The following is a 25193-nucleotide window of genomic DNA, read 5'->3' as shown; positions in this document are numbered from 1 at the left end:
TCAGACGTTCCATCCCTTCTCGGCCTCGGGCCCGTTGCGCGGGTCCTCGTGGCGGGCGATGTCCTGCTCGTGGGACTGGCGGAACAGCGGGCCCATGTCCTCGGCGACCGCCACGGCCGACATGACGGCGCCGAAGATGTCGTTGAAACCGTCGGCGACGTCCTTCTCCAGCGGAAACTCCGAATCGGCCCGCTCCGCGAGGACCTTCATCACGTTCGCCACGCTGGTGAGCGCGGCCGGGAGCCCTTCGACCATGGCCAGGATCTCCATGGCGTTCTCGGGGTCGTACTGCCCAGCTGCGGATTCCATCTCCGCCGCGTACTCCTCGAACCGGAAACCAGACACGCTCTCTCCCTCACTCGCACTAGTGGTGGGTGCCGCCGGCGTCAGCCCGGCCGGGCGCTCCGCCGTGTCGCCGACCTGGTCGGCACCGTTGTCGGCCGCTTCCGTGTCGGCGGCGGCTTCGTCGTCCTGCAGGACGACGCGTATCGCGCCGTCCCGCTGGTGGCGCTGTTCCTCGGCGGTGCGGGTCATGCGGGCGTAGAGACGACGCCCCGGGTACATCAGCCAGGCCCAGCCGAGCTTCCGACCGAGCGGGGTGGTGAACATGCCGACCAGCCCCAGAACCCCGGCGAGCAGGGCGGCGCGCAGTCGACGGCCCTGGAACCGGGCAGCCGACCGCCACAGCGCCTTACGGGCCTTCTTCCGGGCCGGTGCCTTGCGAACGGTGCCCCGCTGCCCGGCGACCTGGTCGGCCGCCCGCCTGTCCCGCGCGGCCCGGGTGCGGTCGATCACCGCACCCTTTGCCGCACCGACCCGGCCCGCGGCCTTGCCCACGGACAGGCCGATCGGCCCCTTCCGGGCCAGCGACGCCGTCCGCGCTGCCGTCTTGGTACCCCGGCGGGCATCCGCCACGGCACGCCGCGCTCCGGCCGTCTCGGCCCTCCGTGCCGCCCTGGACGGGGTCGCCTGCCGGGCCGACGCCCGCAGCGCCTTCACCTCTCCAGCACGCCCCGGGCCGTGCTGTCGGGCGGGCTTCCCGGAGGCGTGACCGGCGGCCTTTCCGGCCCGATTGCTGGCGATCTTGCGCTGGTGCGGCACGCCCGGGGTGGAACTGGTGCGCGAGCTGCTGCGACCTGCGTGCTTCGCGGATCCTCCGCTCGTTCCGCGGGAGGCCGCGCCATGCACGCCGCCCGTTCCGCGGCCCGTCCGGCCGCCATAGGAGGTCGCGGCACGATTGGTGCGGCCGGTGGCGTGCTTGCGGTGGGCCCGGTGGTTGCGGGTTGCGGCAGCGACACCGAGAACACATGCGCCGGTCGCGGCGACCGCGGCGGCGATCGGCCCGCCGGCCAGAGCAGCCGCGGCCAGCGCCGTCACGGTGGAGTTGGCGCCAGTCATCGCGATCGGGACCACGGGCCAACCGCCCGCCGTGTGCTCCACAGTGGCCTCGGCCGGCGCCGGAGCGGGGCCGTCCTGGGGCGGTGTGGCCGGTGCGGGCGGGGTTTCGGCGATCGGTTCGGTGCTGAGTTCCGTCATGCTGAACGCTCCCTTCGGATGTCATCGCAGGTGACGCACATGCCGAGCGACCGCGGGATGCAGTACCCGGCGTCCGCACGGCAGTTGGGGCAGGTCCGGCGAGCCCGCATCGCCGTCGCGAGAGCAGCAGTACGGGCCGGAGTCATCGGGCGAACGGGCTTGGCCCGGTCGATGCGGTAGAGGTAAGCGACCAGCGGGCCACGGCGCCGACGGGGCCGCTGCAGTTCCGCGGCAACGTCCTGTCCGCCGGGCCGCAGCCCCAACTCGCGCAGCTGCCGGCGAGTCGCCAGACCCTCCGGAGCCATGCGCCACCGGTAGTCCGGAACCGTGGCCATCAGAGCGCCACCCCCGTGCTCTCCGGCACCGGAACGAGGTGCGGGCGGCGGGTCACGCCGTCCTCTTCGAGCTGCTTGTAGACCTTGTGGACGTAGGAGGTGGAACGGGTGGAACGGACCGCCGCGGCAGGGATGGTGACGCCTTCCACCCAACACTCCCGGATGATCCGGGCAGCCTCATCGGCAGGCAGTTTCACCGCCTCCCGGCCGTTCCCACCGCCCTGGGTGGAAGCAGGGGGAACGGCGAGGGGGAACACCCGGTGTCCACCGCAGATGACCAGCGGCGACGCCTTCCGACCGACCACCGCCGGCGCAGCCGGGGCGGTGACGGCGGGTGGGGTGGATGCCGGGGTGGAAGCGGGGTGGACGGGCGGGGCTTCCACCCGTTCCACCACGGCATCCACCTGATCGCGCAGGACGGCGATTCGATCAAGGATCGCGCGCCGGTAGAACGTGATCGCCTCAGCGAGAACGATCAACAGGACCGGTGGAATCGAGTGGAGGACGAGACCGGCCGGGTCCACTTCCCGCGGGACACCAAAGGCAGTGGCCGCGGGCCAGAGGGATGCCCAGCAGTTCATCAGCCACGTGCCCAGCCCCGCGAACCAGCGCAGCCCGGTGGCCCATCCGGACGGGTGCACCCCGTGTTCGGACAGTCGGCCGTCCACAATCAGGACCGCCCCGAGAGCGACGGCGACCATGGGGTCGAGCAGCCAGGCGATCCAGACGCTGATGTGGTGGTCGATCGCGAACAGCGTCACGTTCGTCGCGGTGAACGCCAGCGCGACCACCGCAACCGCCACAAGCACCTTGGTCAGGCCCGATTGCAGACCCTGTAGCGCGGCGATCTGCTCGGCAGCACTCGTCTTACGCCTCATCACGATCCCCGTCCCCACCGCGGAATCGGTGCGACTGGTGCAGGGCCATCAGGTGGAAGCAGCCGACGGCGACGAGCAGGTTCCACAGAAACCGGGCCCACGGCGGCAACGGCACCAGCCACGACACGACGCACGCCGCGACCAGCAAGGCCCCGCCGTATCGCAGCCACCACGCCCACAGGCCGGACAGCGGGGCGCTCATGCGGCGACCGCCGTACGAGCGGTGCAGCCCTTCACCGGACGGCGCACCGCACGGCGGGGACGCCGGCCGGACGGGCGCGGCTGCTTCAGCGGGAGCGTCCGCAGCAGACTCTCCGCGTACGCCGCGGTCTCCGGGTCGCTCTCACGGAGCTCTGCGAGCACCTCGTGCGCCACGTCCAGCCGCGCCGCCCGCTCCACCGCGGACTCCGTGGCAGAACCGGTGAACAGCTCCAGATCGATCCCTAGAGCCAGCTCGATGAACTCAGTGGGGGTAACAGGCTCGCGACCAGCAACGATGGTCTTCATGGGTCGTGTACTCCTTCAGCGGTGGGACGGCCCAAACAGCGGCCCCGGTGTTCGAGCACCGGGGCCGCACGCCGTCTATGGGTGAAGCGGGAAGAGTGATCTCCGGCTCCCCTCGACCCCGCCCGTACGACCCCAGGGGCCGGACGGGCGGGGGAGGCAACCGGCCACTGAAAGCCAGGTCAAGCGATGACGCGAGGGGCGGGCCGTTCCTACCGGTCCAGCACGAACGGCGCCCATCTTCTTCGGCGACTCATCAGGACCCCTTCCGGGTGTCGGACAACGTGGTCAAGCACTGCACGGGGGATCGCGTCCCCACTCTCCGGCCGTTGCTCGCGGTCGCCGGGCCACCTCGCCAGTCGGGCCGAAGCCCATTGCGTCCTACCTGGCCTTTAGCGGGATTGCAGCGTCCCCGCCTTGTGCGTTCGTGCAGGTCAAACAGGCTGAACAACACCTCTCCGCCCCCTGAGGGGTGGTGGCGCATCTACAGATTGGACCGGTGGACCGGTCCAGTCAAGCGCCGAAATTGGAGTTGGAGGACGGCGAGTCGATTACGCGCAGGTCAGGCGACATGACAGGGCATCAAAAAAGCTGGACCGGCGGACCGGTCCAGCTCCGTTTGCCAGCTTGCCTACATCGCGTAGGTGTCCATCTGCTCGAAAAGCGATGAGGGAGTGACCCCTTCCTCGCAGACCAATGGGCGACCTTCTTGGTCATGCGCGGTGTGAAGGAGCACGGCGACCGGAGAAGCCGGTGGCAGGTCCAAGCGGTCGGCCTCCGTGTCCGTAGCGAGGCGCACGGTGGTGACGTCTACTCCTTCGGTCGGAAATCGTCCGGTCTGTCGGCGGACGTAGCGCGTCGTGCCTTCGGCGATGGGGGCGGTGTCAGCAAGGCGGGGTGCCGCCTCCGCGATCTCCGGAGGGAACCATGCCTCCACACAGCTATGCGGAGCCCCATCCGGGAGCTGGAGGACGCGGATGCGTCGGAGCGCCAGCACTCCGGGAGAGATGCCGAGCGCAACGGCGACGCGGGCGGGAGGCTCTGCCCAGTCGGGCGTACCGATGCGCAGGAATGGCATCCCACCCAAGATGCGCGCTGACCCTGCTCGGCGGGTGCCGGCAGGACGCGCCACGGGTGTTTCCGTGACCACGAAACCGGTGCCCTGCTTGGCGACGACCACGCCGTCGTTGCGCAGCACGTCCACGGCCTTGATGGCAGTGGCCCGTGACACGTCCCACTGCTCGGCCAGGTCGCGGCCGGACGGGATGGTGGCGCCGGGGGCGAACTCACCAGCAGCGATGCGGGCGCGCAGAGACTCGGCGATCTCTTCGTACTTCAGAACGGCCATGGGTTCCCCTATTCCGCACTGGACTGGTCCACCGGTACACAGGATACTGCGACTATGTCGAATCTCGAATTGGCTCCCTCCGTCATGCGGTTCTACGGCGAGACAGTGAACGAGGACGGCCGCCTGCGTCGCTCGGCAGACGGGCGTATGGAGTTGGCCAGGACTCAGGAGCTCCTCCGACGCTTCTTGCCCCCCGCGCCGGCACGCGTGCTCGACGTCGGAGGAGGGACGGGGATCCATGCTGAATGGCTTGTGAAGGACGGCTACGAAGTCACTCTCGTGGACCCCGTGCCCCGTCACGTCGAGAGCGCGTCGGTCGTGTGCCCAGCGATCGTGGGGGACGCCCGCGATCTGCGTGAGCCGGACGACAGTTTCGATGTTGTGCAGCTCCTTGGGCCGCTATACCACCTTCCCGACCCCCACGACCGGCGTAGGGCTCTGGCGGAAGCGCACCGCGTGGTGAAGCCGGGTGGGCTGATCGCTGCGGCTGCAATCAACCGTTACGCGTCACTCTTTGAGCACGTCACCTATGCCCACCTTCACACCGAGCGGATTCATGACTCCGTCTCCAAGATCCTTGAAACTGCCGTCTACGACGGGGCACGAGGGTTCGCCCTGTCCTACTTCCACCGCGCCGAAGAGCTTGTGGCTGAGCTGACTGCCTCCGGTCTGACGGATGTTCAGGTTTTCGGTATCGAAGGGCCCGCATGGTCTCTTGTGAAGGCAGCCGAGCAACAGCCGGGCGAGGGGCCGACAGATGGCCTGATCGCCTCTGCCATGGCGGCAGCACGGATGGCAGAGGCGTACCCGGAACTCCTCGCTGCAAGTTCACACCTACTCGCCGTAGGGAAATCTCCCACCGCCGTCGCTGGCTGACATCTGCGCTGGACAACAAGCCCGAGACGCCCGGAAGCCCCAGGATGCCCCTGAGGGGCTTGGAGTTTGTCGCTTCAATACCCGAGGTGGTCCGCTCGCCTCCGAGCACTCCAAGTGATCATCCGGATCGGCCCCGCGCTCGAGGTCCACGTGCGGCAAGCCTGCCCAACTCGCCAAACCAACGTGGGCGCCTGATTGTCCTTGACCTTCGACCAGGCGGGCCCACCAGCCATACCCACCCTGCCGACCTTGCGCTTAAAGCCAGCAAGCTGCGAACACATCTGGGAAACTGAGCCCCGGGAAGTGGGGAGGGCCACTCATGTCTGATGTGCCGCACGCCTCTGCGCGGCTGTGGAAATCAATGGAGAACTTCCAGCCAGAAGTCTTTGTGAAGCATGTGCGCTTCGGTGAAGCATCTCCCTACGAAGGGCAGAGCGTAATCTTTGCTCCGGTCACCTTGGTCGCTGGTGCTCATGGTGCCGGAAAGACCACCCTTCTATCGCTGGTGGCCGAAAGCCTGCATGCTGGCGCTAGATACTATGAAGCACCGCCTATCATCCGCCCTCAGGGAAATGGAGAGGCCTTCCTAGGGGGGCATTGCTTGCTTACCGTTCAACACAATGGACGGGAAGTAAAAGTCAATGCAGATTTGAGTGTGAGCGGAAAAGCCTGGAGAGATAGAGCTGACACTGAAGACGACTTCTACGCGATGGTAAAAGGCGCCTACGACGTTTCATCTGACATTCAAATCTTCTTTCAGAACGTTGGCCCCCGTAACATCGAACGGAGCAGGTCTGGCGAACCGTGGGTACAAAAGAGAAGGGATTTGGACGCCCTCCGAGGAATTCTTGGAGTCTCGTACGATGAGGTTACGTACTACCCTGTGGATTCGGATTTAGGTCTCATTTTTCCCTATACCAAAGCCAGGCGAGGGGATCGGTGGGTCGACTCATTCCAGATGAGCTACGGCGAATTGACCGTTCATAAGCTGCGATGGGAGCTCGCTCACGCACCCACAGACTCTGTACTATTCCTCGACGAGCCAGAAGCCAATATCGCGCCACGAGGACGTGCGCCACTCATTGATGAGATCGCTACGCTGGCCCGCGCGTCGCGTCGACAGGTAGTGATCGCCACTCATTCCGCAGAATTCCTGAGGCGGGTCCCACTTTCCGTAATCCGCATGTGCGTCCGAACGGGTAACTCCAGCGTAATCCTGACGCCATCACGGGCTGCCGACCTTCGCGATTCCCTCGGGATAGATCATCCTCTTAGCTTCTTCTTGGTCGTCGAAGATGAGGCTGCAGCGTCAGTGTTGAGCCTTATCCTCACGGCATATCATTTTCAACATCTCAGCGAGGCGGAAATCGTCACGGCGGGATCATGGAGTGACGTGATTGTTACGCATACATCCTTGTCGTCTTCCAGGCGTGTGCGTTCAGTTGCCGTCATTGATGGTGATCAGCGAAATAAAGTTCCAACAAGCAAGAAATCCAATAGTGTACTCTTTCTTCCTGGAAATGAGCCACCCGAAAAGGTACTAATTCAGTTTGCGGCGCGTCATCCAGGGGAACTAGCGCGCCGGCTTAGCTGCTCAATTGAATCGATCAGTGTCTACATCGCCGAAATGCTAGGGGTCGATCACCATGGGTGGTTGCAACTGTTGGCTAAGCGCACTGGTCACGATTGGCGTTATTGTCTGCGAGTAGCCTTTGAGATCTGGCACGAGGACCCGGAAAGCAAGGTGCAGGCGAGTGCGCTAGTAGAGGGCGTGCTGCATGCACTGCAGGCGGACACCGAAGAACGCTGACGCGGATCCGAGACTACGGATCGATGAGTCCACGTACAGGGGTCGTAGAGGGCTAAGGGCTGTCCCGTAAGTGTCGTCACGAGCAGCCACAGCGCCGTCAGGTACGCGGGTTTTTCCACAGATGCCGCTCGTCCAGAGTCCCGAACCGCACGCCTCCGCTTTCTAGATCGACGAGAATGGGCCAGCAGTCCAACAGCTGCTGTCTCACATCGCGCGAGGCGAGGTACTGCAGGGAGTTGTAGGGCACGATCAGGAGCCCGTTGCTCTCGCGGACGCGCTCGGCGTCGATCGCAAGGGGCGGCTCGTCGTCGCGCTGGCTTTGTGCGAGGAACGCCACCGCGAGTTTCAGGGCTTCGTCCTGCTCCATCATCCGTCTCCCGTCCGTCGACACGACGAAGGCACCCTAACCCTCCTGGAATGATCTTCACGTGGCTGGTGTGATCACGGCGTCGGAGCCGTCCTGGATAGCCCTGTTCACCGGGCTGAGCCCCCGCCTGTTCGGGAAGCTGTGACGGTTTTGCGGCGCGAGGGGGCGGACGCGGTCCGCAGGGGCCTGCCGTGGGGCTTGCCGCTGGAAGACCGGGCACTGCTGGTCGCGGCGTACTGGCGCACGAACCTGACCATGCGCCAACTGGCCCCGCTGTTCGGGGTTTCCAAGTCGGCGGCGGACCGGATCATCGATCACCTCGGGCCGATGCTCGCCCTCCAGCCCCGCAAGCGGTTTGCGAAGGACACCGTGCTGATTGTTGACGGCACCCTGGCCGGCAACTTGTAATGCGTGCACCACCAGCAGTCCGTGTAGCGGCGGTGTCACTGGCGGACGGTCGACGGGGCCAACCGGGGGCCAACGACAGCAGCCTTCCCCGTACTCCCGTGAACGACTACGGGCAGAAACTTTCGCGTCGTCCCAGGCCAAATGGCAGACACACAAGGACACTTGCGCACGCGATCGCGTTCGGGACGAAGAGGTCGTGGGTTCAAATCCCGCCACCCGACACAGGTCAGAGACCCATTCGCATGATCGCGAATGGGCCTTTGTGGCGCTCGGGGCCAGAGCAGGCTGATCTAGTTCCATGAGCAGATGCAGTGAGCTTTACTACTGCCATGGATCAGGGCATAGCAGGCTTAGTGGGAGCGGCGGTCGGGGGACTGATCGGCGTCGCGGGCACCTTGGGGGCCGCTCGACTGACCGGGAAAGACCAGAGACGGAACCAACATGAGTACTGGCGTCGCCAGCAGCGGCGAGACGCCTACAGTCAGCTTGTGATGCAAGCTTCTGAAGCTCTCAGGCTAGGCACCAACGCGCAGGATGCTTTCGAAGCCCGTGACCCGTCCTCTGCTGCTCTCTCTGAACAGTTCAGTGAGGTAGTGCACAGGCTGGGCGAAGCCGAGAGCCTGGTTGCTCTTGAAGGCCCGGAAGAAGCGTCCAACGAAGCTGGTGAGCTCATTACAGAGCTATACACATGGGCGAACAGTCTCAACTTCGCCGTAGCCACAAGGGAAGGACAAGTCTCGCTTCCCTCAGAGTGGTCGGTCTCCCTAAGCGAGCTAGTTGATCACAGAGATCGTAGCCACGAAGCCGTGGCTACCTTCACCGTGCACTGCCGACGCCTGTTGGACAGCTGAATCCGATCGCCCAAGGATTGGTTCAACCGCGTGTCAGTGGCGCGTGTGCCATCACGGCCGCGACTGCAGCGGACTTCCCGCGGCTCTGGGAGCGATGGAACCGGGATTGGACCTGGTCAGGGAGGCCTACCCCCAAGGCGTGGATGACCGGTTGATCGACGAGTTGGCCGTTTTGCATCGCCCTTGATGCGGGGCGGGCGTGGGGTAGCCCGCTGGATTGCAGCGACCGTTCGCGGTCAGAGCCGTGCGTGCCGCGAACTGTAAATCTGCCGGCCTCAGCGAATCGATGTCGCCTGCGTGTGTGCGTCCTCCCGCTCGCCCGTCACGCGGGCCATCTATGAGCTCGGGATACTCGGGTAGTCAGGCGCTGCGCGACTTCGCTGATCCGGCGGGTGCTACGCCGCCGCGAAGCGCCAGCACGCCATCACCCGCGAGCAGGCCATTGCCGCTCTCGCCGATGGAATCCGGGGCCTGCATCCAATGCCGGCCTGACACCGAGTTGGGGGTGTTGTGAACAACTCGCCCACAGCGGCTCGCCATCGGCGTCAGCGAGCGCGGTAGAACTTTCTCTACTTCATCACGGCGCCCGCCGCGCACGGCGTGGCACGTGCGGCCCGTCGTCCGGGCCACCGCTCCGGTCTTCGCCCCGCTCCGGCCCGGCCGCACGCCTGACGCCTCGGATTGATGGGCGGGTGAACCACGGGGCGCTCGGGGCGTGTGCGTGAGGCGCGGCTCAGGGGCATGCCTCCGGCGGGGGCGCTCAAGCTCCGGGATGGAGGGGGCCCGTGGGCGTCTGCGGGCAGCGTCGTGGTGGATGGGAGCCGGGGGAAGTGGTGGACGTGGGGCATGAGTTGCAGCCCTCCCAGAACGCTCATCACTCTGATTCGGAAGGGCCCGCCTTACGCATAGCCCTTCCAAGAGCCCGCATCAGCAGTGGGTCATCTTCTGAACCATTCCACTGAACGATCTCCAGGCGGCGCCCATCGATCCCTGATGATGAGTCAATTGTCGAATTAAATTCCCGAGCTCGGTTGCTCAAATCTGCATTCGTCACGACGATTACCGATGCGACGTCAGCGGATGCCGAGGCTAGCAACCCAACCTGCTCACGCAGGCGCCTCGCGGAAAACTCTCCGTCCGAAAGATACTTAACTTGAACATATACATAAGAGTCAGAGTTCTCCCCTTCCCGAACCGCGATGTCGAATTCACGGCCACCTCCGGTGGGAATTGCAGCGTCGAACCCCATCCCTCGGATCGCCTCGAGGACGGCCTGCTCAAATCGCACGGCCTGGAAACCGGGTGCGCCAGCCAAAGCCAAGGCGTCGACGATTCCCTTAGCCCTTTCCAGGAAGGTGCGAATACCCTCCTCAGTGAACTCAAAACCGCTTGCGTGCACGAGGTTGTTTCTAATCTCCTGAAGTTCTCGAATTGCCCTCACGACATCTGACGAAACACCCGAATAATTACCCAAGTGCCGCACTCGCCTGAATGGAGAGAACCGTGGGCCACCTTTTACGTAGTCCGGAAAGGCCCTCTCTACGGCGCCTTCGACCTCACGCCATGCACCCAAGGCGGCGCCGGATGGGTCGACCTCCATTAGGTCGACGAGGTCGCGGAATACCGAATCCCGCGTAGATTGAGCGTCGACCATCTCCACGTTCTGCAGAGAGTCTTCTGTGACTTCGACCTCAAGGAAGTCCCGAGCATAGGAAAGGAGCCCTTCGGGCCGCAACATGTACAATCGAACACCCGCCTCGCGGAGAAGCTCCTCCGCAAGTTCATTTCGCGGGCCAAGCGGAATCTTATTTCGCGTCCGCCACCAGTCCTCCTTTATATCACCGGTTACGAGGAGGACATCCGTACCTCTTTTCTTGGCCTCCAAGATGAGCTGCAGCCAAACGAGATAATCGCCGGCTTCGGAATCATCGCCTCGGGTCGTCTTGGATTTATCCATATATCCGGGCGGGATCTTCTCGTGCACCCGACGCTTACCTTCAGCTACAGCCTCAGCGAGGATCTTGGCCTCTAGTGCAGCTCCAATCTTTCCGTCGAGCAAGGTCGCAAGCGAGGCGACCACCTTATCTTTTGATGTATCTTTCGCCATCTCCTGCTCGCCGATGTCAACTACACCGACCATCTTCGCGAGGACCTCATCGCAGGCAGTCGTAAGTTTCGTTTCAAGCTGCATGACTTGCGATCGATCCAATGAGACACGGTTGGCCCACCGCCTCAGACCCTCCAGGGAGCTCTGCAATCCCTTCTTGAGGGCGATCTCGGAATCCTCGAGCTGTTTCCGCGGATCATCGATGGCACCTTCGCGGCCGCTCCAGAACTCACTCATGACCTGATGCGGAACCCACAAACAGGACCCAAGGTTCTGCAGAGCAGCCAGAAGCGACGCTCGCGCATCCTGGTTGTAACGGTAGAGATTTAGCAGGACGTTGGTATCAACGACCACGAGCCCACTACGTAGAACCGTCTTCCAGTCCTCAACCGTGGGAGTGACGAAGCCGGAAAAACCGTCGAAGATCCCTCGGTGCCCCGCACCATCTGTGTCACTAGTCTGAGGTGTCTCATCATGCTCCACGGCCGCAGCCTAGCGCCGTCGGCTACACACTGAGGGCTGGTGCCCCCCTCGGCGCTGAAGCGGAGCACGCCGGTGCGAGGAGGACTTCTTCTTCCATCATGCGAACATGCCCGATCTGCGCGTTTTGCCTCAACACAGGTAGCCCACTTGGTAGCTACACCCGTCCACCGGGAGGAAGCGGAGAGCGCCGACCGTGCGTGGATAGCGCGTGAGCCCAATGGCCTTGGTCCAGCCCTGGGTATCTGTGCAGATCAGAGATACCCCGACGTCGAAGTCGACACGGCTTCAGGAGCTGTGTGCCGTCCGTGCTTCCGTCCTCGTTGGTTGCGCCTTCCCGGGTGCGGCCGGTGGGCGGATCATTCCAGCGTCCGATCGTTGTCGATGCCGGACGCGGGAGGGGTAGATGACTCAGTCGAAGTGCGGGGCTCCCACTCAAAGCGGGAGGCGCTGCCAGAACAAGGCCGTCGTGGGCACCTCGCGCTGCGCCAAGCATCAGGGGCCGTGGTCTGCGTACGGGGTGGCGCAGCGAAAGAAGAAGGAGGCCGACGCGAAGATGCGGAAGCTCCGGAAGAAGCGCTAGCGGTGACCCCGACCTGCAGGGCTGACATCCACGCCTGACATCAACGGGGGCGGACACATGCAGCTCCGGGCGGTCCTGCTCGACTGACGAAGCGGGGGTGAGCGCGGCAAGGGTGGCACGCTGGGCGAACTCCTGAAGCGGGTGTCGACCAGGTAGCAATGGACGGGCCGCGCGACCTCGATTAGCAACTCCCCGCACCCAGCGTGCGACCTGTGTTGGACGCAGGCATCCGGAGCGGTCTGTACGGCCCTACCCCAGGCCCGTCTGCGGAGTGCAGACCGGGCACGGCTCGATGTCCGGCTCGTTCATCGCGATGATCGCCTCTTCGCGGTTGATGAACCCCATCTGCGCGGTGTACGCCGCGCAGCCACCGCGGTGCAGCAGCGCAGGACCGCCGGACTGCTGGGGCTGGAGTTTCCACGACAGCTCGGCCCTCGCCCGCTCCCGGCGCTGCTGCTCCTGCCGCTCCTGGACCTCGAGCTCGCGGACCCGGTTCCGGGTCTGGCGCAGCTGCCAGTCCAGCCACTCCTCAAGAGCCCGGAGCTTGTCCAGTCGGGATATCGACCCCGGATCGGGCACGGCTACACCGCCTCGCCAGCGGTCTCATGGGCGCGCTTGAGCACCATCCGGGCGTCCACCACACCCTGGTCGAGCGTCGCCCAGTACGCGTGGGTGGCCACCTGGGTGCTCAGCCGGAGCAGCTCCGCCTGATAGCGGGCCACGTCCGCGGCCTGCTCCGCCGTGTACCCGGGGCTGTCCGCCTTGCCGGAGCGGAAGCTGGTGTACGGCTGCTTCTCGCCCTCCCAGCCCGGCATCGGCTCGGCCGACCACGGCAGGCCGGCGGCGTACTGCTCGTATGCGGCGCGGGTCCGGTGCAGCGCGAGCTGGGCGTCGCGCAGGTCCTCGGGGAAGTCGTACATGGGCACACGCGAATGGTACGCGTGTTCGATTTTGAGATGCGAGCGGCGCGCCTGGTGTCCCACAGGAACTGCCGCGCCCGACCGTGGCACAGGTACTGCTTGGCCTTCTTCCGGGCCGTCTGTGGGCCGTCCGAGGGGAGCCGGCGCTGACCGCCAACGACCAATGACGCCCACAACCGCGCAGCTCACCGGCATGTTGCTGAGCGATGCTGCACTCCGCCGGAGGGGCGGTTCAATACCAGAAGTACTGATCACGCGCCCTCTCGTGCGCTTGCTACTCTCTGGAGCCGTGAGCCAGAGCGGTGCCCAAGCAGCTGCATTCTTCCGGGACGTCGCGCGCGAGCGGACGGTTTGGTTCGTACGCGACGATGCCGGCAGCCCTGCCCCGATGGACTCCAGCGGACGGCGATCAGCTCCGTTCTGGTCCACAGCCGCACGCGCGAAACGAGCAGCCGAGCTCTGGGGTGGAAACCTTCGAGTCGAGTCTCTGACGTTGGATTACTGGCGCAATGTCGACCTTCCTGACCTGGCCGACGAACAGTTGCTCGTCGGGATCAACTGGTCGGGCCCGCGGTTGGTCGGATGGAGCTTCACCGTCCCCGAGGTGATCAATCGCCTTACCCACGCGCTCGGCGAATGTTCCCCCGGGCCAGCACCGACCTCCGGTTAGGCGAGCGACCCGTGCGTGCCCCATTCGTGCCCGATCGGTTGGAGATGAGCGGGGAACAACGGGGAACCACGGCGGCGTAGCCGCTACCCGCCAGGTCAGCGACCTCACAGCTCAGCGGGCGTCCACGTACGTGGTCTTCCAAACTAGGGCTACCGGAGCGCCGCCACTCGTTCCCCAAGCCGCTTCGGCCCCTGCCGAAAACGCTTGTGTGCGCCGATACTCAACCATCATGGACATGCGTCTGAAGACCTTCGCTGACGAGGCAAGCGCGAGGCTGAACTTCCTACGTGAGGACCTTGGATGCGTCGGTCCGACGGTTGAGCATTCCGGCGATGCCTACCCGGCGGTGGTCAGAGTCCAATACCGACGCAACGATCTGGCTGTGGAGGTCTTCCTGGTACTCACCTACTCAGGCGAGGAGTACGTAGCCACGAGGCTGTCACTCGGTGGATCAGCTCCCGAGGAGCAGGAAATTGGCTCACACACTGCGCACACGGGCTACGCGATGCGTCGGGCACTCGATCTCCAAGCTGACGCGCTGCGTGACGTCCTCCGCGACGTGTAGCAGCGTGCCCGTTGCATGCTCGCACCAGAGGCCTCGTCGCGAAGTCAGTACGGCCGAGGGATCTCGTGCGCTTCCAGCGCAGCGGTGTAGCGCGCGAGCAGCGCGTCGAGGCCGTCCAGGAGAAGGCAGGCGGTCTCGCGGGCTCCAGCCACGTCACCCTGGTCGAAGGCCTCCACCACTTCAGCGACGTCGGCCCGGAGGATGGAAAGGGAGTCACCCTGGATCAGTACACCAGGGGAGCGACGGCCGGGCAGGCGCACCACTGCGTTGTTGCCACCGTCCGTGAACAGCTCAGCCTCGACACGCTCCATACGGCCATCCAACCTGACATCACCAGTCGGTCGGCGACCTGACCGCAGGTCGGGAACCAAGTCTGTCACGCTCCCCCGTCGACACGCGTGCCGTGCCCATGCGTGCTCTTGCCCGGCCGGGACCACGTGCCCGCTGCGTGCCCGTGCCGGCGGGACGCAGCGGGGACTCACGGGGAACAGCAGCGCTGATCACGCTCCGGCCCAGGTCAGTGCCTTGCCAGGTCAGCCGCGGTCCGCATACTGCGTCTTCCAAGCTGGGTGCGTATCCCCCGAACACAGGGATGAAAGCGTCGGCGGGAGGTTGGCGGCTGCGTACTCATCCGCTATGCGAAACACGCTGGCACAGCGTGGGCACTCCGCGCGGCCGAATAGGTACGTCACCCCCTCGGCCAGCCGGTCTTGGCCGTCCCGGACCGCGAGGTCGTACATCCACCGCCCCATGCCGTCGAGCTCCGCAACGGACGCCGGCCGCAGGTCGCGCTTATCGACATCGCCCGCGTCCCAGTCCCGGTAGGCCGAGTAGCACCCGTATCCGCTGATGGCGATGGTCACGGTCAGGGAGCAGTGCGGACAGGCCACCCTGTAGAAGTCGTCGCTGAAGTCACCAAGGGCGGCACTCCAGTGGAACTGCCCCTCAATCGCGAGAAGGGTACGGAAGCCCCAGACATAGTCGGCCGGACACGTCCGGAGACGCCGGTCCACCAGTTCCCGAAGCTCCGCGATGACGTCGGGGCTTTCCATAAACATGCGCTCGCCCTGGTCGTCCGTCATCGCGCTGCGCACGATCGCCCCGGCCATCTCCAGCGCTTGTGTTTCAGCCCTGGCGAGCGCGACCAGACGTGGCAGTGCGGCGAGACTCCCTGGGACGAGGGTCTCGCCCTCGATGCACAGCATGGTCCATAGCTCGCGCCACACGCCCTCGCTACCGGCCCCTGCCTCCACCTGATCCAGGAGCACGGGTACGAGCTCGTCGGTCCGGGGTACGTATGGGCGGCCCCACTTCGTCACCCTCACATTCAAGCGTGCCGAGAGCCACCCCGAAGGCGCGGGTCTCGACACCGCCAGATCGGCTGGGGCGTGTCCCTGGCCTCGCCCGTCGACACGCGTGCCGTGCCCATGCGTGCTCTTGCCCGGCCGGGACCATGTGCCCGATCCGTGCCCGACAGGGCGGGGAACCACGGTCAACCACGGGTGCTAAGACGAGCTCCTGGTGTTCCCCTTGGTATCCGTTCCCGCCGGTCAGCTCTCCGATGGGGGCCCAAGGCCCGGTGATTCCCAAGCTCAGGTCCTACAGTGCTGCCAGCCGTGAGAAGGGACGGGCTGTGAGTCGATCATGGTGGTTGATGCAGGGGGACGTGCACGTTGGCACCCTTGTGCTCGACCAGGTAGCCCAGCCGTGGTTTGAATGTCGCTTCAGGCCGACTTCCGCTTGGGAGCCTTTGCGACCCACCGTGGAAGCATGGACCAGAGCCGTTGAGAGCGACGATAGCGACGAGGACGAGATCATCAGGACCCTGGAAGCTGTCGATGCTCTCAAGCTGGCCCTGATCGCAGTCCCCGGCTCTGAGACGATCGAAGACTTCCTCATCCACGTCGAAGGCGACACCGCGCGCTTCCGCCACTGATGGCCCCGGATCCTCCCCCACGGCTGACATCACCAGATGACATCAACGTCGGCAGACGACAGCGGCGCGAGGCGGTCAAGTACCGATCCTAAGCCGCCTAGTTGAACCACATCCCGCAGGCCGTGCGGAGCGCGGCTCGAACTCCTGAAGTGGCCGTCGGTCTCGGCGGTGGCGGCGGTCGCCTCGACAGCGAAGTGGATCCGGTTGGCGACCGAGCCGCCGCTGCCACACCGAGACCGACGTCCGCTGCGGCTCAGGCCAGAACAGCCGGCCTGAGCACCTTTTCGCACCACTCGCGGAAACCGGTGGGGGAGGGCTGCGCGGAGTGGTGCTCGGCGTCATACGCGCCGTCGATCTGGGCTGCGGCCATGTCGACCAGGCCCCGTGCCCAGGCTTCGCTCGCCCCACGGCTCAGAGCCGTCTCCTTGTACGCGTCGAGGGGGACCTGCTGGCAGCGGACCGGCCGCTCGAGCACCTCGGACATGATCCGAGCCATGCCGTTGGGGGAGATACGGTCGGGGCTGACCAGCGGGACGCCGTCCTGCCCGCTCCAGGAGTCGTCGAGCAGCAGCCGCGCGGCCGTCGCGGCGATGTCGCGGGTGGCGATCGTCGCGAGCACCCGGTCCGCCACGGCCGGGAGGAAGAACGTGCCCTGGTTCCTGATTGCCTCGACCTGCATGAGTAGGTTCTCCATGAAGGCCGCCGCCCGCAGCGCCCGGAAACTCACCCCCGTCGACCTGATGAGCTCGTCCTTGGCCACGGACGCCGTCAGGTGCCCGGCGTTCTTCTCGATCCCGGTGCCCATGGTCGATACGGCGACGACACGGTTGACGCCGTGACGGGTGATCGCCTCGCACGCGGGGCGGGTCCAGTTCAGGTAGTGGCCTTCGATGCTGTTTGTCCGGGAGTTCGGAGGCACCACCCAGAACACGCTGTCGGCGCCCGCGAACGCTTCCATGACGACATCGAGGTCGCCGTGCGAGCCGGGGACGACCTCGACCCGCTTGCGCGCCCGGGCGGGAAGCCAGGAAGGGTCACGGGCTATCACGCGGACCGGCTGTTCGCCGTCGAGCAGGGCGTCGAGGACCTGTCGGCCGATCTGGCCGGTGGGAGTGGTGATGACAATCATGGAAGAAGCATCTGATCCGGCCCGGCAGAACGGAAGGATCGCAGGGATCCCGCTTGTTACCCTCAGGGACATACCAAACGGAGGTGCCAGGCCGTGGAGTCCCGCCCGCTGCGCTATTTCGTCGCCGTCGCCGAAGAACTCAACTTCGCCCGCGCAGCAGAGCGCCTCGGCATCTCCGCCCCTCCGCTGTCGCGCGCCATCCGCAACCTCGAGGCGGAGCTGGGCATCACCCTCTTTGAACGCACCACGCACAGCGTCACGCTGACCCCGGCCGGCACCGTACTGCTCGCGGAGGCGCGGACCGCGCTGGACGCCCTTCAAGCAGCCGGGCGCCGGGCACAACGCGCGGCCGAGCCGAAGCTGGTGCTCGCCGTGAAGGCCGACGGCGACGGGGGCCTGCTGGAGTCCATCCTCGCCCGGTACGCCGCCGAACCCTCGGCCGAGCCGGTCACCATCCGACTCTCCGGCTGGCGCGACCAGCCCAGCCTGCTGCGCCGGGGCGAAGCCGACGCGGCCCTGATCTACGAACCGTTCGACCGCACCGGCCTCGACACGGAGCCGGTGACTGTCGAACGCCGCCTGGCCGCCCTCCCGGCCAACCACCCGCTGGCCGCCAGGGACCGCATCACTCTCGCCGACCTCGGTCTCCCGCCCACCGAGCAGGACACTCAGGGATGTCTGGCCCGCTACCTCGACACGATCGTCGACCGGTACGCGATCCAGGACCTCGCCCAACTGCTCAAGCTCGTCGAACTCGGAGACGTGGTCACCGTGCTCCCGGAATCCGTGTGCCGCCGATACCCGCGCCCGGGCATCAGGTACCGCGAGGTCCCGGACGCGCCCCCGGCCACCTTGTCGATCGCCTGGCCCCAACAGTCCCGCTCCAGGGCAACTGCGGCGCTGGTCCGCACAGCGACATCGGTGGGCGCAGCGCACGGATAGCGGTGCTCTCACCCGCCGCTAACCGCCGACCGGCCTGGAGCCGGATCCCCTCACGAAATGCCCGACGCTCAGCGGTAAGGCCCCCGCCCTCCGGATAACGCACACCAAGGGCATATCGCAGGGATCATCAACCGTCACTACCCGACGACAACACGAAATCCTCAGTAACTGCGTGACGACGCCAGCGAACAACAGCGGACGAGCGCGGACGGCTGCGGACCATCAGCGCAGGTGACAGGTACACCGGTCGAGCAGAAGGCCACCGGCTTCCTAGGCGGTGGCCTTCTGCTCGATCTCGCCGCGAATGGGGTGGACGGCGTCGAAGTCTTGGCCGGCAAGGTCGTCAGGGCGCGCCAGTTGCAGTCCACCGGCGCCATCTGCCGCCTTGACTCGGCCATTGAGTCCTCACCGCCCTTCAGCGAGGCTGCTGCACGAGTGGTTCACTACTTCGAGGCGTTGGGGATTGCGAGACAGCAGGTACCCCGTCCTGAGGCCTGGATGTCTCGTCTCCAGAGCCCCCTCGCGCGCCAAGTAGCCAAGCCAGAGCGGTTACGACGATGCCAGCGGCAGCAATCGCAGCTCCTAGGTCGCCTCGTATAGGCGCCCCATGCGCATCTCGCGACGAATGCCGAAACACCAGGTAGGCAACAAAGCACGCCACTATGAAGATCGCCATGGGTACCGCGCCAACGGTCACTGTCACTTACGGGCCTCCAGGTCCCTGGGCTCGCCCGTCGCGACTCCACATCCGCGGGCGGGCCCCTTGCTCCAAGCCCTCCCGAACATAGAGAGGGCCACTACTCCTTCAGCGAGGAGCAGCGGCCCAGACAGCAAAATGGCCCAGCTCTCCATTGAAGGAGTTTGGGCGCAGGAACGACAAAAAGATGATGGCTCCCCGCTGTCTGCCGACCAAGTTGACGCCATGGTTTCGTCCGAGGCAAAAAGTCGTGGCTGTTCAAGACGCCTACAGGCCCGTGTCACCGGGCCGGGGATCATCCCAGCGGTCTCGTAGAGTCTCGATGAGCTGAATCAGTTCAGCCTTGCCAGCAAGATCATGGGCTTGATCCAGCAGGTCCAGTAGCGCCAGAACGGTTGCTCGGACCTCTTGCGTGTGACGGCGTGTCAGGTGAATGTTGCCCATTATGTGGGCGTGGGTCAGCTTGCCTGCAGCTTCTCCGGTTCGTATGAACTGTCGAACAAGAGGATCGATCTGCCTGCCGTTGGCCGTGCCCCACGCCTTTCGGCATCGATCCGAGCAGAAATGCCGCAAACGCCCAGATGTAGGCTGCTTGATCGCCACGGAGCACTGAGCACAAGACGACGGCGCGGTGCCTCGAACGCCGTAGTACTCCTTTGCCGCAGCCCGCTGGCATTTACGCGAGCAGTACAGCTTAGGGCGACCGATCCGGTTGCCAGGAAAGGTAGTTCCGCACCTCTCGCAGTGTCTCTCGACCTCCGGCTTGAAGTTCACGCCACCACGCTAAGCGCGGCCAGGGCATGCGGTACAGCAACGAAGTACAGCAACCCCGTCCACCGCCCTTGGACCGCCAGAGCTCCCGATGGCACGGGCGAGGCTGCTCCAGACGTCGCTGACCGATTTGCGTAGAGCTAGGCTAGGCCGCGTGGCGCGAGGTCGCCGAACGGTTCCAGGCCGCACTGACCGCGCACGCCGAGGCGGCGGGAGTATCCCGGTACGAGCTAGAGATGGCCGTGAAGAAGGCGGTCCTGCACCCGGAGCCCGAGGACGGCTGAGGCAGCTCCGCCCCACCCGGGCGCTGTTCCGGGCGGGGCGGGAAGCATTCCCCCTGTTCGCGGGCCCAGCGGCCCTGGGGATTGATGTATCGAGTCTAGGAGGCCGGTATAACAGTCGGCCCGGACGGCAGGTGGCCCCGCCGACGGGGGACGCGGCACGGCCCTGGCCAGTGTCGCAGGCGCCGCCGACAGTGCGGGCGGTATCACCGGCCTTCGTCTGGCCAGAACTTCAGCACCCGCCCGCCGTCCGCCTCGTCGGTGAGCGTGATCCGGGTGCCTTCGACGCTGCCGCGCTCGCCGACCCAGGCCGCGAACTTACGCTCGGCGAACTTCAGTTCGGGCCACCAGCCGTGCATGATGGGCCGCCCGCCGATCGTCAGGGTCAGGTGGTAGCGCTGGTTGTCCACGACGGCAGGCTACGACTCGTCGGTCACGATGGTCAGGCTGACCCCGGCCTCGCGGGCTGCCTCTCGCGGCACGGCCACGGTGTCCGCCAGCGGCGCACGGGGGCCACCGCGTGGGGTGGTGGCGATGAGGCAGGGCGTGCAGCGGTCCAGCCAGCGGCGGCCATGTTCGAGCGTGTCGACGACGCCGGCCACGGTCGAGGGCTTGCCGCAGCGCACGCACGGATGACGGCCGGCGAGCCGTTCGGCCCCCGCGCTCCTCCATGGCGACGGTGGGGCCGGGTCCAGCTTCAGGGGGTCCACGCCGAGGGTCCGCAGCAGGTCGGCGTCGGTCATGTGGCCGCGGCTCCTCTCGTCGGTTGTCGGATGGTGCGCACCATGCTGGCACGGTGATGCCCCGATAGTGCACACACGTCCGGACGTAGACTCGAACACGTGTCCGATCTCCTGCCCCCTGATCTGTCTCGCCTCCGCACGCTGCGGACCTGGTACGCAATGTGGTTGGCCCGAATCGACGAAGCCATCGCGGCAGCCGAGCAGCGGGAGCGGGAGAAGCGGCAGGGCGAGGAGCGGCGGCCGCCCACCCCGGACTGGATTGTCGAGCTCGGCATCGGCGTCGGCCGCCCACCCATCGAGGTGCACGTCGGCGGATGCCGGATGGCCGGGAAGCGGCAGCGCACCATCAGCCGCGAGCAGGCTCTCGCGGCCCTCACCGAGGGGATCCGGGCCTGCGTCTACTGTCGGCCGGACACCGCGCTCGGAGTGCTGTGATCAGGCGCTGGTCGCAGCATGAAGGTGGACCTCCCGATCAAGGTGGCACTGGCCTACCCCGTCTCGACCGTGCCGCACGGGCCCGGGTGGTGGTACGAGCCCAAGTTCGACGGGCACCGGACCGTCATGGTGCGCACCGAGGACACCGTCACCCTGTACGCCCGGTCCGGTCGGGTCGTCACCACGCACTGGATGGACCTGGCCACCGCCGGGATGACCGCCCTGCCGCGGGGGACGGTCCTGGACGGGGAGGCGGTCGTGTGGCGGGACGGCCGAATCGACTTCGGGGCCGCACAGGCGAGAGCGGCATCATCCCTGATGCGGGCCCGCCAGCTGGCCGCCCAGTACCCGGCTTCGTATGTGGTCTGGGATGTCCTGCAGCACCCCGTGCACGGCGCCGTCGCCGGACGCCCGTACACGGAGCGGCGCGCGCTGCTCCTGGACCTGCTCGCCGACGCCGGCCCGCCGATTCAGGCCGCGCCGGCCACGGACGACTACGAGACGGCAGAGCACTGGTACCGGGCGCTGCAAGCGCAAGGCATTGAGGGGATCGTCGCGAAGCGGGCCGAGGGCGGCTACCCGTTCGGGCGCCGCGGATGGGTGAAGGTCAGGCACGCAGACACCATCAACGCCCAGGTCGTCGGGTACACCGGGCCCCGGGCGCGGCCGCGGAACCTGGCGGTAGTAGCCGCAGGGGAGAACCGGGTGCGGGTGACCGCCAGGCTCACGGCTGGCCTCGCCGCCCACATCGGCCAGGTACTCGCCGACGCCCCCGAGACCGGCTCCGGGAGAGCCGACCAGGAGATCTACACCCGGCTCGACACCGACCTGGTGGTCGAGGTGCTGGCCGGGTCGGGCCGACACGGGACGCTGACCGTGACGCGGATGCGGTGATGGGCAAGTGGCTACGTTCATGAGGAGCAGTAGCGCGTGCCCGGCACGCGCGGGTCCGGGGATTTCACGAGGTGCCCGCCTCCCCTGTACGGAGAGGCGGGCACTGGTGCGTCTGGTGGGTGTCAGCGGCGCAGGAGGTTGACGAGCTTTTCCGGGTCCAGGATTGGCGCACCGTCCGGGCCCTTGATGTGCTGGTCGATCCAGGTGGGCCGGTTGGCCTTGCGCGAGGAGTAGTAGTGGTTGCGCCAGTGCCCGCGCACGATCCACCGATGTCGGCATGTACGGCCGCCGCTCTCGCCCTACTCCTGTGCCAGGAGAGTGCGGTGCCTCAACTGCACGTACCGCGCGTGCCAGTTCCGCTCGTTCCAGGTCGTGGAAGTGGAGGTCACGGAGGAGCAGGTCAAGGTGGTGGAGACCTACTGATCCGTCGGCGCGGTCACCTTGAAGTGCTGCTTGCTGGTGTTGGTGGCGCCGGGGCTGTTGATGTTGGTGTTCGTGCTGATGTTGTTGAACATCGGGATCACGCCGCTGAGGCTGATGGGGAGCAGCGACCCGCCTCCGCCGCCTCCGCCGTTGCAGTTGGGGCCGGGGATGTTGGTCGGGTCGCTGGCCGAGTCGCTGATGCCACCGGTGAGGCCGACGACAGTGGCGATGTTGGTGATGGTGCAGGGAGCGTCGGCGTCGACGTCGGTGACGAGTTCCAGCGTGTAGTTGTCACCGGGCTGCAGCACGCCGGTGTCGCAGACCAACCGGTCCCCGCCGGGGCTTGTGCAGGAAACCGGGGCCGAGTTGTTGCTGAAGAACCGCACCCTCGGGGAAGTGAGCCCGGTGGGGAGGACGTCCGTCATCCGAGTCCCGGACGGGGTCGCCTCGGTGCCGCTGTTGATGACGGTGACGCGGTAGATCCCCTCCCCACCGCGGGAGAAGTCCCCGACATGGGTCTTGGTGATGTCCAGCTGGGCCTGCGCCTGAGCGGGGGTGACCCCGAGGGTGAACGGCAGCGCGACGCCCAGCCCCAGGACGGTGCCAAGCGCGGCGATACGCCGCTTCAACGTGTGGATGCGCATGGTGGCCTTCCCCATCAGGTGAAAATCCGTCGCGACGGATATGTGCACACCCGGGAACAAGCCGGGGTGCCGCCGGATCACGGGTGCGGTCGCCGCATCACCTGATTGCCGCGCTCACGTCACACGTGTGCCGCAGCTGTGCTGCCGCCTCCAGTTCGACGAAGGTGCTTGCCGGATGAGGCCGGCACGGGACGCTCACCGTGACGCGCATGCCGTGACCTGCCACCAGTCGCACCCTGGAGGCATGAGCGCGCCGATAGTCGTCCATGGCCTTTCCGCCACCGGTGGGCGAAGGGCCACCATCAACGGGCAGATCGTCGGGCTTGCCCGCGACGATCGCGACCTGGTCGAATTCCTGCGGCGGGCCGGCCTCGACGACGCCTGGGACATCCTCGACGACCCGCACTGGATCGAATGGCGCGGCGGACGAGCCCACCGGTACGAAGCGGCGTAGCCGAACCTCAGCTATTCGCTCGCTGCCGAGTCGTCGAGGACGAGCCCCACGTACTGCTCGGCTGCCGCAGCCTGTACGAGCCGCAGCGGCACGCCCAGGCCGGCGGCGATGGCGCCGAGTATCTCGGGCGTCACGGTTGCCGTGTGGGTGGCGACACGGCCACCGGCCGCGGAGGCTGTTCCGGGAGTGTCCGCCCAGGCAAACCCGTCGGTGCGCCACAGAACCGTCACCCGCCCGGTTCACCACGGCGCATCAGGGGCACCACCCGGAAGGGCGGCTTCCCCCCTCTGCGTACGATGCGGGCGGTCAGCTTTCGCACGTATGGATGGAAAGGCTCCGCGCCACCATGTCCGGCCCCCAGAGCCACGAGTCCTCGCCTCCCCCTTCCTCCGCACCCGGCCCCTGGTGGCAGACGGGCGCGGCACGCATGGGAGCCATCGCCGCCGTCCCCCTGCTGGGGCTGGTTAGCGACCAGCTCGGCGGGGTGGCGCTCCTCGTCGCTCTGATCCTCTTGTGGTGGCGCAACCCCTGGCCCAGGTCGGGCAGGGTCGTCGCCTCGGTCGCGGCGATGGCCCTCTTGGGGGCGGTGCTCCCCGGGCAGCCCGCCGACACCCCGGCCCGGGCGGCGAACACCGACGCCGCGAAGCCGTCCACGCGCCCGAGTCGCTTCCCCACCGCCTCGCGGGCGACGCCCGAGGCCACGATGCCCACGGTGCCCGACTTCACGGGCGACTCGCTGGACGTGGCCTTCCCGAAGTCGCTGAGGAGGGGCTTCACGGTCATCTACCACGACGCCTCGGACCAGAAGCGGGAGGTGACGGCGCGTTCGCTGTGGAAGGTCTGCTTCCAGGTGACCGGCGGATCGTCCGAGGAGCCGATCGTGGACTTCGGTGTCGTGCGCCGCGGGGAACCGTGCCCCGAGGCCGAGGGCAAGACGGTGCCGTGGAAGAAGATGCCCGACGTCCTGGGGCTGACCTGGCGCGCCGCCGTCCCGAAGGTGACGGCCGCGGGCGTACCCGAGGACGATGTGCACGCCGAGGCCGCGTACCTCAACGACACGCTCCCCCGTGAGGGCGAGTACGACGACTGGCGCGTGTGCCGGCAGGACCCGGCGAGCGGCGGTCCCCTCACCGACGAGGTGTACGTCGTGAGCCTCGCGCTCTCCTCGCCCAACCACGGCTGCCCCGCCCCAGACCGGGGCAGGGACGCCTACCTGCCGGACCGCGACGACGACGGTGACCCGGACTACCTCGACCCGTACCCCCGCGACCGGAACCGCACGAGGCTGTACCCGAACGGAATCCCCGGCGGTACGGGCGGCTCCGGAGGTTCGGGCGGCTCCGGCGACGGCTGGCACATCTGCCGCCACACGCGCTGGTGCTGACGGTGCCTTGACGCGGCGGAGAACAGCCCGGGCTTCGCCGATTCCCGCCCTCTGACCTTCGCCTCCGCGATGGGTTCACCTGATCGTTCGCGCCTTGGCGGATCGCAAGGTGGTCCGGAGCCTAGGCGACTTTAGGTATGCGCATCTGGTGCTCAACTCGTCAGGCTATCCGTTCGCCACATGGGAGCTTCCAGCCTGAGTAGCGGATAGCCTCGATAAGAG

Annotated in this window: 29 protein-coding genes and 1 pseudogene; 12 read left to right on the top strand and 18 right to left on the bottom strand. The window is 66.5% G+C overall.

The window, feature by feature from the left end:
- From LRD69_RS08125 to LRD69_RS08100, 6 genes are all read right to left on the bottom strand, one after another.
- On the bottom strand, positions 1–1536 hold the full coding sequence (locus LRD69_RS08125) for a hypothetical protein (protein ID WP_277325882.1): 1536 nt from the start codon (positions 1534–1536) through the stop codon (positions 1–3).
- Positions 1533–1871: an RRQRL motif-containing zinc-binding protein gene (locus LRD69_RS08120; RefSeq protein ID WP_277325881.1), complete on the bottom strand. Its 339-nt coding sequence runs from the start codon at positions 1869–1871 to the stop codon at positions 1533–1535. The genes LRD69_RS08125 and LRD69_RS08120 overlap by 4 nt, the downstream gene beginning before the upstream one ends.
- Positions 1871–2749, bottom strand: coding sequence for a hypothetical protein (locus tag LRD69_RS08115; RefSeq protein ID WP_277325880.1), 879 nt, complete (start codon positions 2747–2749; stop codon positions 1871–1873). The genes LRD69_RS08120 and LRD69_RS08115 overlap by 1 nt, the downstream gene beginning before the upstream one ends.
- Positions 2739–2951 (bottom strand): hypothetical protein, encoded by a 213-nt coding sequence (locus LRD69_RS08110; protein WP_277325879.1) that lies wholly within the window; start codon positions 2949–2951, stop codon positions 2739–2741. Before LRD69_RS08110 ends, LRD69_RS08115 begins: the two co-directional genes overlap by 11 nt.
- Positions 2948–3256, bottom strand: a complete 309-nt coding sequence (locus LRD69_RS08105; RefSeq protein WP_277325878.1) for a hypothetical protein — start codon at positions 3254–3256, stop codon at positions 2948–2950. The genes LRD69_RS08110 and LRD69_RS08105 overlap by 4 nt, the downstream gene beginning before the upstream one ends.
- Before the next feature lie 628 nt (positions 3257–3884).
- Entirely contained in the window at positions 3885–4601 is a 717-nt protein-coding gene (locus LRD69_RS08100; RefSeq protein ID WP_277325877.1) for a GntR family transcriptional regulator, read from the bottom strand.
- Between the two features lie 54 nt (positions 4602–4655).
- Here LRD69_RS08100 and LRD69_RS08095 point away from each other — a divergent pair, with 54 nt between their 5' ends.
- Both LRD69_RS08095 and LRD69_RS08090 read left to right on the top strand, forming a co-directional pair.
- A complete protein-coding gene (locus LRD69_RS08095) occupies positions 4656–5477 on the top strand; it encodes a class I SAM-dependent methyltransferase (protein ID WP_277325876.1) in 822 nt (273 codons plus the stop codon).
- 319 nt (positions 5478–5796) lie between these two features.
- Positions 5797–7287 (top strand): AAA family ATPase, encoded by a 1491-nt coding sequence (locus LRD69_RS08090; protein WP_277325875.1) that lies wholly within the window; start codon positions 5797–5799, stop codon positions 7285–7287.
- 97 nt (positions 7288–7384) lie between these two features.
- Here the strand turns inward: LRD69_RS08090 and LRD69_RS08085 are convergent, their stop codons facing one another.
- On the bottom strand, positions 7385–7657 hold the full coding sequence (locus LRD69_RS08085) for a YrhB domain-containing protein (protein WP_277325874.1): 273 nt from the start codon (positions 7655–7657) through the stop codon (positions 7385–7387).
- Positions 7658–7715: 58 nt separating this feature from the next.
- Between LRD69_RS08085 and LRD69_RS08080 the strand changes: the two are divergent.
- Positions 7716–8047, top strand: a pseudogene (locus tag LRD69_RS08080) (transposase family protein); the annotation flags it as partial.
- A 344-nt stretch (positions 8048–8391) separates the two neighbouring features.
- Entirely contained in the window at positions 8392–8913 is a 522-nt protein-coding gene (locus LRD69_RS08075; protein ID WP_277325873.1) for a hypothetical protein, read from the top strand.
- Between the two features lie 874 nt (positions 8914–9787).
- Here the strand turns inward: LRD69_RS08075 and LRD69_RS08070 are convergent.
- The 3 genes from LRD69_RS08070 to LRD69_RS08060 form a co-directional block, all read right to left on the bottom strand.
- Positions 9788–11503 (bottom strand): PIN-like domain-containing protein, encoded by a 1716-nt coding sequence (locus LRD69_RS08070; RefSeq protein WP_277325872.1) that lies wholly within the window; start codon positions 11501–11503, stop codon positions 9788–9790.
- 829 nt (positions 11504–12332) lie between these two features.
- Positions 12333–12662: a DUF6233 domain-containing protein gene (locus LRD69_RS08065; protein ID WP_277325871.1), complete on the bottom strand. Its 330-nt coding sequence runs from the start codon at positions 12660–12662 to the stop codon at positions 12333–12335.
- A gap of 2 nt (positions 12663–12664) precedes the next feature.
- Positions 12665–13003 carry a hypothetical protein gene (locus LRD69_RS08060; RefSeq protein WP_277329663.1) on the bottom strand — a complete coding sequence of 113 codons (339 nt, stop codon included), beginning with the start codon at positions 13001–13003 and terminating at the stop codon, positions 12665–12667.
- 289 nt (positions 13004–13292) lie between these two features.
- Here LRD69_RS08060 and LRD69_RS08055 point away from each other — a divergent pair, with 289 nt between their 5' ends.
- Together LRD69_RS08055 and LRD69_RS08050 are read left to right on the top strand one after the other, a co-directional pair.
- The gene (locus LRD69_RS08055; protein ID WP_277325870.1) at positions 13293–13673 is read left to right on the top strand and encodes a DUF2750 domain-containing protein; all 381 of its coding nucleotides are present in this window, start codon (positions 13293–13295) and stop codon (positions 13671–13673) included.
- Between the two features lie 235 nt (positions 13674–13908).
- Positions 13909–14238 (top strand): hypothetical protein, encoded by a 330-nt coding sequence (locus LRD69_RS08050; protein WP_277325869.1) that lies wholly within the window; start codon positions 13909–13911, stop codon positions 14236–14238.
- A gap of 44 nt (positions 14239–14282) precedes the next feature.
- Here LRD69_RS08050 and LRD69_RS08045 read toward each other — a convergent pair whose 3' ends face one another.
- Complete coding sequence (locus LRD69_RS08045) at positions 14283–14549, bottom strand: hypothetical protein (protein ID WP_277325868.1); 267 nt, start codon at positions 14547–14549, stop codon at positions 14283–14285.
- A 222-nt stretch (positions 14550–14771) separates the two neighbouring features.
- Positions 14772–15557, bottom strand: coding sequence for a hypothetical protein (locus LRD69_RS08040; RefSeq protein WP_277325867.1), 786 nt, complete (start codon positions 15555–15557; stop codon positions 14772–14774).
- Positions 15558–15892: 335 nt separating this feature from the next.
- On the opposite strand from LRD69_RS08040, the gene LRD69_RS08035 reads away from it, so the two are divergent.
- Positions 15893–16174 (top strand): hypothetical protein, encoded by a 282-nt coding sequence (locus tag LRD69_RS08035; RefSeq protein ID WP_277325866.1) that lies wholly within the window; start codon positions 15893–15895, stop codon positions 16172–16174.
- Positions 16175–16427: 253 nt separating this feature from the next.
- Here LRD69_RS08035 and LRD69_RS08030 read toward each other — a convergent pair whose 3' ends face one another.
- Positions 16428–17303, bottom strand: coding sequence for an NAD(P)H-binding protein (locus LRD69_RS08030; protein ID WP_277325865.1), 876 nt, complete (start codon positions 17301–17303; stop codon positions 16428–16430).
- Positions 17304–17396: 93 nt separating this feature from the next.
- Between LRD69_RS08030 and LRD69_RS08025 the strand changes: the two genes are divergently transcribed.
- Complete coding sequence (locus LRD69_RS08025; RefSeq protein WP_277325864.1) at positions 17397–18245, top strand: LysR family transcriptional regulator; 849 nt, start codon at positions 17397–17399, stop codon at positions 18243–18245.
- A 1955-nt stretch (positions 18246–20200) separates the two neighbouring features.
- Here the strand turns inward: LRD69_RS08025 and LRD69_RS08020 are convergent.
- The gene (locus LRD69_RS08020; RefSeq protein WP_277325863.1) at positions 20201–20404 is read right to left on the bottom strand and encodes a hypothetical protein; all 204 of its coding nucleotides are present in this window, start codon (positions 20402–20404) and stop codon (positions 20201–20203) included.
- A 9-nt stretch (positions 20405–20413) separates the two neighbouring features.
- The gene (locus tag LRD69_RS08015; protein ID WP_277325862.1) at positions 20414–20737 is read right to left on the bottom strand and encodes a hypothetical protein; all 324 of its coding nucleotides are present in this window, start codon (positions 20735–20737) and stop codon (positions 20414–20416) included.
- A gap of 159 nt (positions 20738–20896) precedes the next feature.
- Here LRD69_RS08015 and LRD69_RS08010 point away from each other — a divergent pair, with 159 nt between their 5' ends.
- Both LRD69_RS08010 and LRD69_RS08005 read left to right on the top strand, forming a co-directional pair.
- A complete protein-coding gene (locus LRD69_RS08010) occupies positions 20897–21172 on the top strand; it encodes a DUF6233 domain-containing protein (protein WP_346771931.1) in 276 nt (91 codons plus the stop codon).
- 18 nt (positions 21173–21190) lie between these two features.
- The gene (locus LRD69_RS08005) at positions 21191–22066 is read left to right on the top strand and encodes a hypothetical protein (RefSeq protein WP_277325860.1); all 876 of its coding nucleotides are present in this window, start codon (positions 21191–21193) and stop codon (positions 22064–22066) included.
- Between the two features lie 122 nt (positions 22067–22188).
- Here the strand turns inward: LRD69_RS08005 and LRD69_RS08000 are convergent, their stop codons facing one another.
- Positions 22189–22326, bottom strand: coding sequence for a hypothetical protein (locus LRD69_RS08000; protein ID WP_277325859.1), 138 nt, complete (start codon positions 22324–22326; stop codon positions 22189–22191).
- 156 nt (positions 22327–22482) lie between these two features.
- A complete protein-coding gene (locus LRD69_RS07995) occupies positions 22483–23148 on the bottom strand; it encodes a hypothetical protein (protein ID WP_277325858.1) in 666 nt (221 codons plus the stop codon).
- A gap of 229 nt (positions 23149–23377) precedes the next feature.
- Here LRD69_RS07995 and LRD69_RS07990 point away from each other — a divergent pair, with 229 nt between their 5' ends.
- Positions 23378–23587, top strand: coding sequence for a hypothetical protein (locus tag LRD69_RS07990; protein ID WP_277325857.1), 210 nt, complete (start codon positions 23378–23380; stop codon positions 23585–23587).
- 11 nt (positions 23588–23598) lie between these two features.
- On the opposite strand, the gene LRD69_RS07985 is transcribed toward LRD69_RS07990, so the two are convergent.
- The gene (locus LRD69_RS07985) at positions 23599–23721 is read right to left on the bottom strand and encodes a hypothetical protein (RefSeq protein ID WP_277325856.1); all 123 of its coding nucleotides are present in this window, start codon (positions 23719–23721) and stop codon (positions 23599–23601) included.
- Positions 23722–23933: 212 nt separating this feature from the next.
- Here LRD69_RS07985 and LRD69_RS07980 point away from each other — a divergent pair, with 212 nt between their 5' ends.
- Positions 23934–24971, top strand: a complete 1038-nt coding sequence (locus LRD69_RS07980) for a hypothetical protein (protein ID WP_277325855.1) — start codon at positions 23934–23936, stop codon at positions 24969–24971.
- Positions 24972–25193 lie beyond the last annotated feature (222 nt).

Source organism: Streptomyces sp. JH14 (genome assembly GCF_029428675.1).
In the GTDB taxonomy this organism is placed as follows: domain Bacteria; phylum Actinomycetota; class Actinomycetes; order Streptomycetales; family Streptomycetaceae; genus Streptomyces.
Note: the sequence above shows the minus strand (reverse complement) of the source record. Positions and strands in the feature narration are given on the sequence as shown.

Coding starts and splice junctions, on each gene's coding strand:
- LRD69_RS08125 (WP_277325882.1), bottom strand. CDS start 1,536: ATGACGGAACTCAGCACCGAACCGATCGCCGAAACCCCGCCCGCACCG.
- LRD69_RS08120 (WP_277325881.1), bottom strand. CDS start 1,871: ATGGCCACGGTTCCGGACTACCGGTGGCGCATGGCTCCGGAGGGTCTG.
- LRD69_RS08115 (WP_277325880.1), bottom strand. CDS start 2,749: ATGAGGCGTAAGACGAGTGCTGCCGAGCAGATCGCCGCGCTACAGGGT.
- LRD69_RS08110 (WP_277325879.1), bottom strand. CDS start 2,951: ATGAGCGCCCCGCTGTCCGGCCTGTGGGCGTGGTGGCTGCGATACGGC.
- LRD69_RS08105 (WP_277325878.1), bottom strand. CDS start 3,256: ATGAAGACCATCGTTGCTGGTCGCGAGCCTGTTACCCCCACTGAGTTC.
- LRD69_RS08100 (WP_277325877.1), bottom strand. CDS start 4,601: ATGGCCGTTCTGAAGTACGAAGAGATCGCCGAGTCTCTGCGCGCCCGC.
- LRD69_RS08095 (WP_277325876.1), top strand. CDS start 4,656: ATGTCGAATCTCGAATTGGCTCCCTCCGTCATGCGGTTCTACGGCGAG.
- LRD69_RS08090 (WP_277325875.1), top strand. CDS start 5,797: ATGTCTGATGTGCCGCACGCCTCTGCGCGGCTGTGGAAATCAATGGAG.
- LRD69_RS08085 (WP_277325874.1), bottom strand. CDS start 7,657: ATGATGGAGCAGGACGAAGCCCTGAAACTCGCGGTGGCGTTCCTCGCA.
- LRD69_RS08075 (WP_277325873.1), top strand. CDS start 8,392: ATGGATCAGGGCATAGCAGGCTTAGTGGGAGCGGCGGTCGGGGGACTG.
- LRD69_RS08060 (WP_277329663.1), bottom strand. CDS start 13,003: ATGTACGACTTCCCCGAGGACCTGCGCGACGCCCAGCTCGCGCTGCAC.
- LRD69_RS08050 (WP_277325869.1), top strand. CDS start 13,909: ATGCGTCTGAAGACCTTCGCTGACGAGGCAAGCGCGAGGCTGAACTTC.
- LRD69_RS08045 (WP_277325868.1), bottom strand. CDS start 14,549: ATGGAGCGTGTCGAGGCTGAGCTGTTCACGGACGGTGGCAACAACGCA.
- LRD69_RS08035 (WP_277325866.1), top strand. CDS start 15,893: ATGCAGGGGGACGTGCACGTTGGCACCCTTGTGCTCGACCAGGTAGCC.
- LRD69_RS08030 (WP_277325865.1), bottom strand. CDS start 17,303: ATGATTGTCATCACCACTCCCACCGGCCAGATCGGCCGACAGGTCCTC.
- LRD69_RS08015 (WP_277325862.1), bottom strand. CDS start 20,737: ATGACCGACGCCGACCTGCTGCGGACCCTCGGCGTGGACCCCCTGAAG.
- LRD69_RS08010 (WP_346771931.1), top strand. CDS start 20,897: ATGTGGTTGGCCCGAATCGACGAAGCCATCGCGGCAGCCGAGCAGCGG.
- LRD69_RS08005 (WP_277325860.1), top strand. CDS start 21,191: ATGAAGGTGGACCTCCCGATCAAGGTGGCACTGGCCTACCCCGTCTCG.
- LRD69_RS07995 (WP_277325858.1), bottom strand. CDS start 23,148: ATGGGGAAGGCCACCATGCGCATCCACACGTTGAAGCGGCGTATCGCC.
- LRD69_RS07990 (WP_277325857.1), top strand. CDS start 23,378: ATGAGCGCGCCGATAGTCGTCCATGGCCTTTCCGCCACCGGTGGGCGA.
- LRD69_RS07980 (WP_277325855.1), top strand. CDS start 23,934: ATGTCCGGCCCCCAGAGCCACGAGTCCTCGCCTCCCCCTTCCTCCGCA.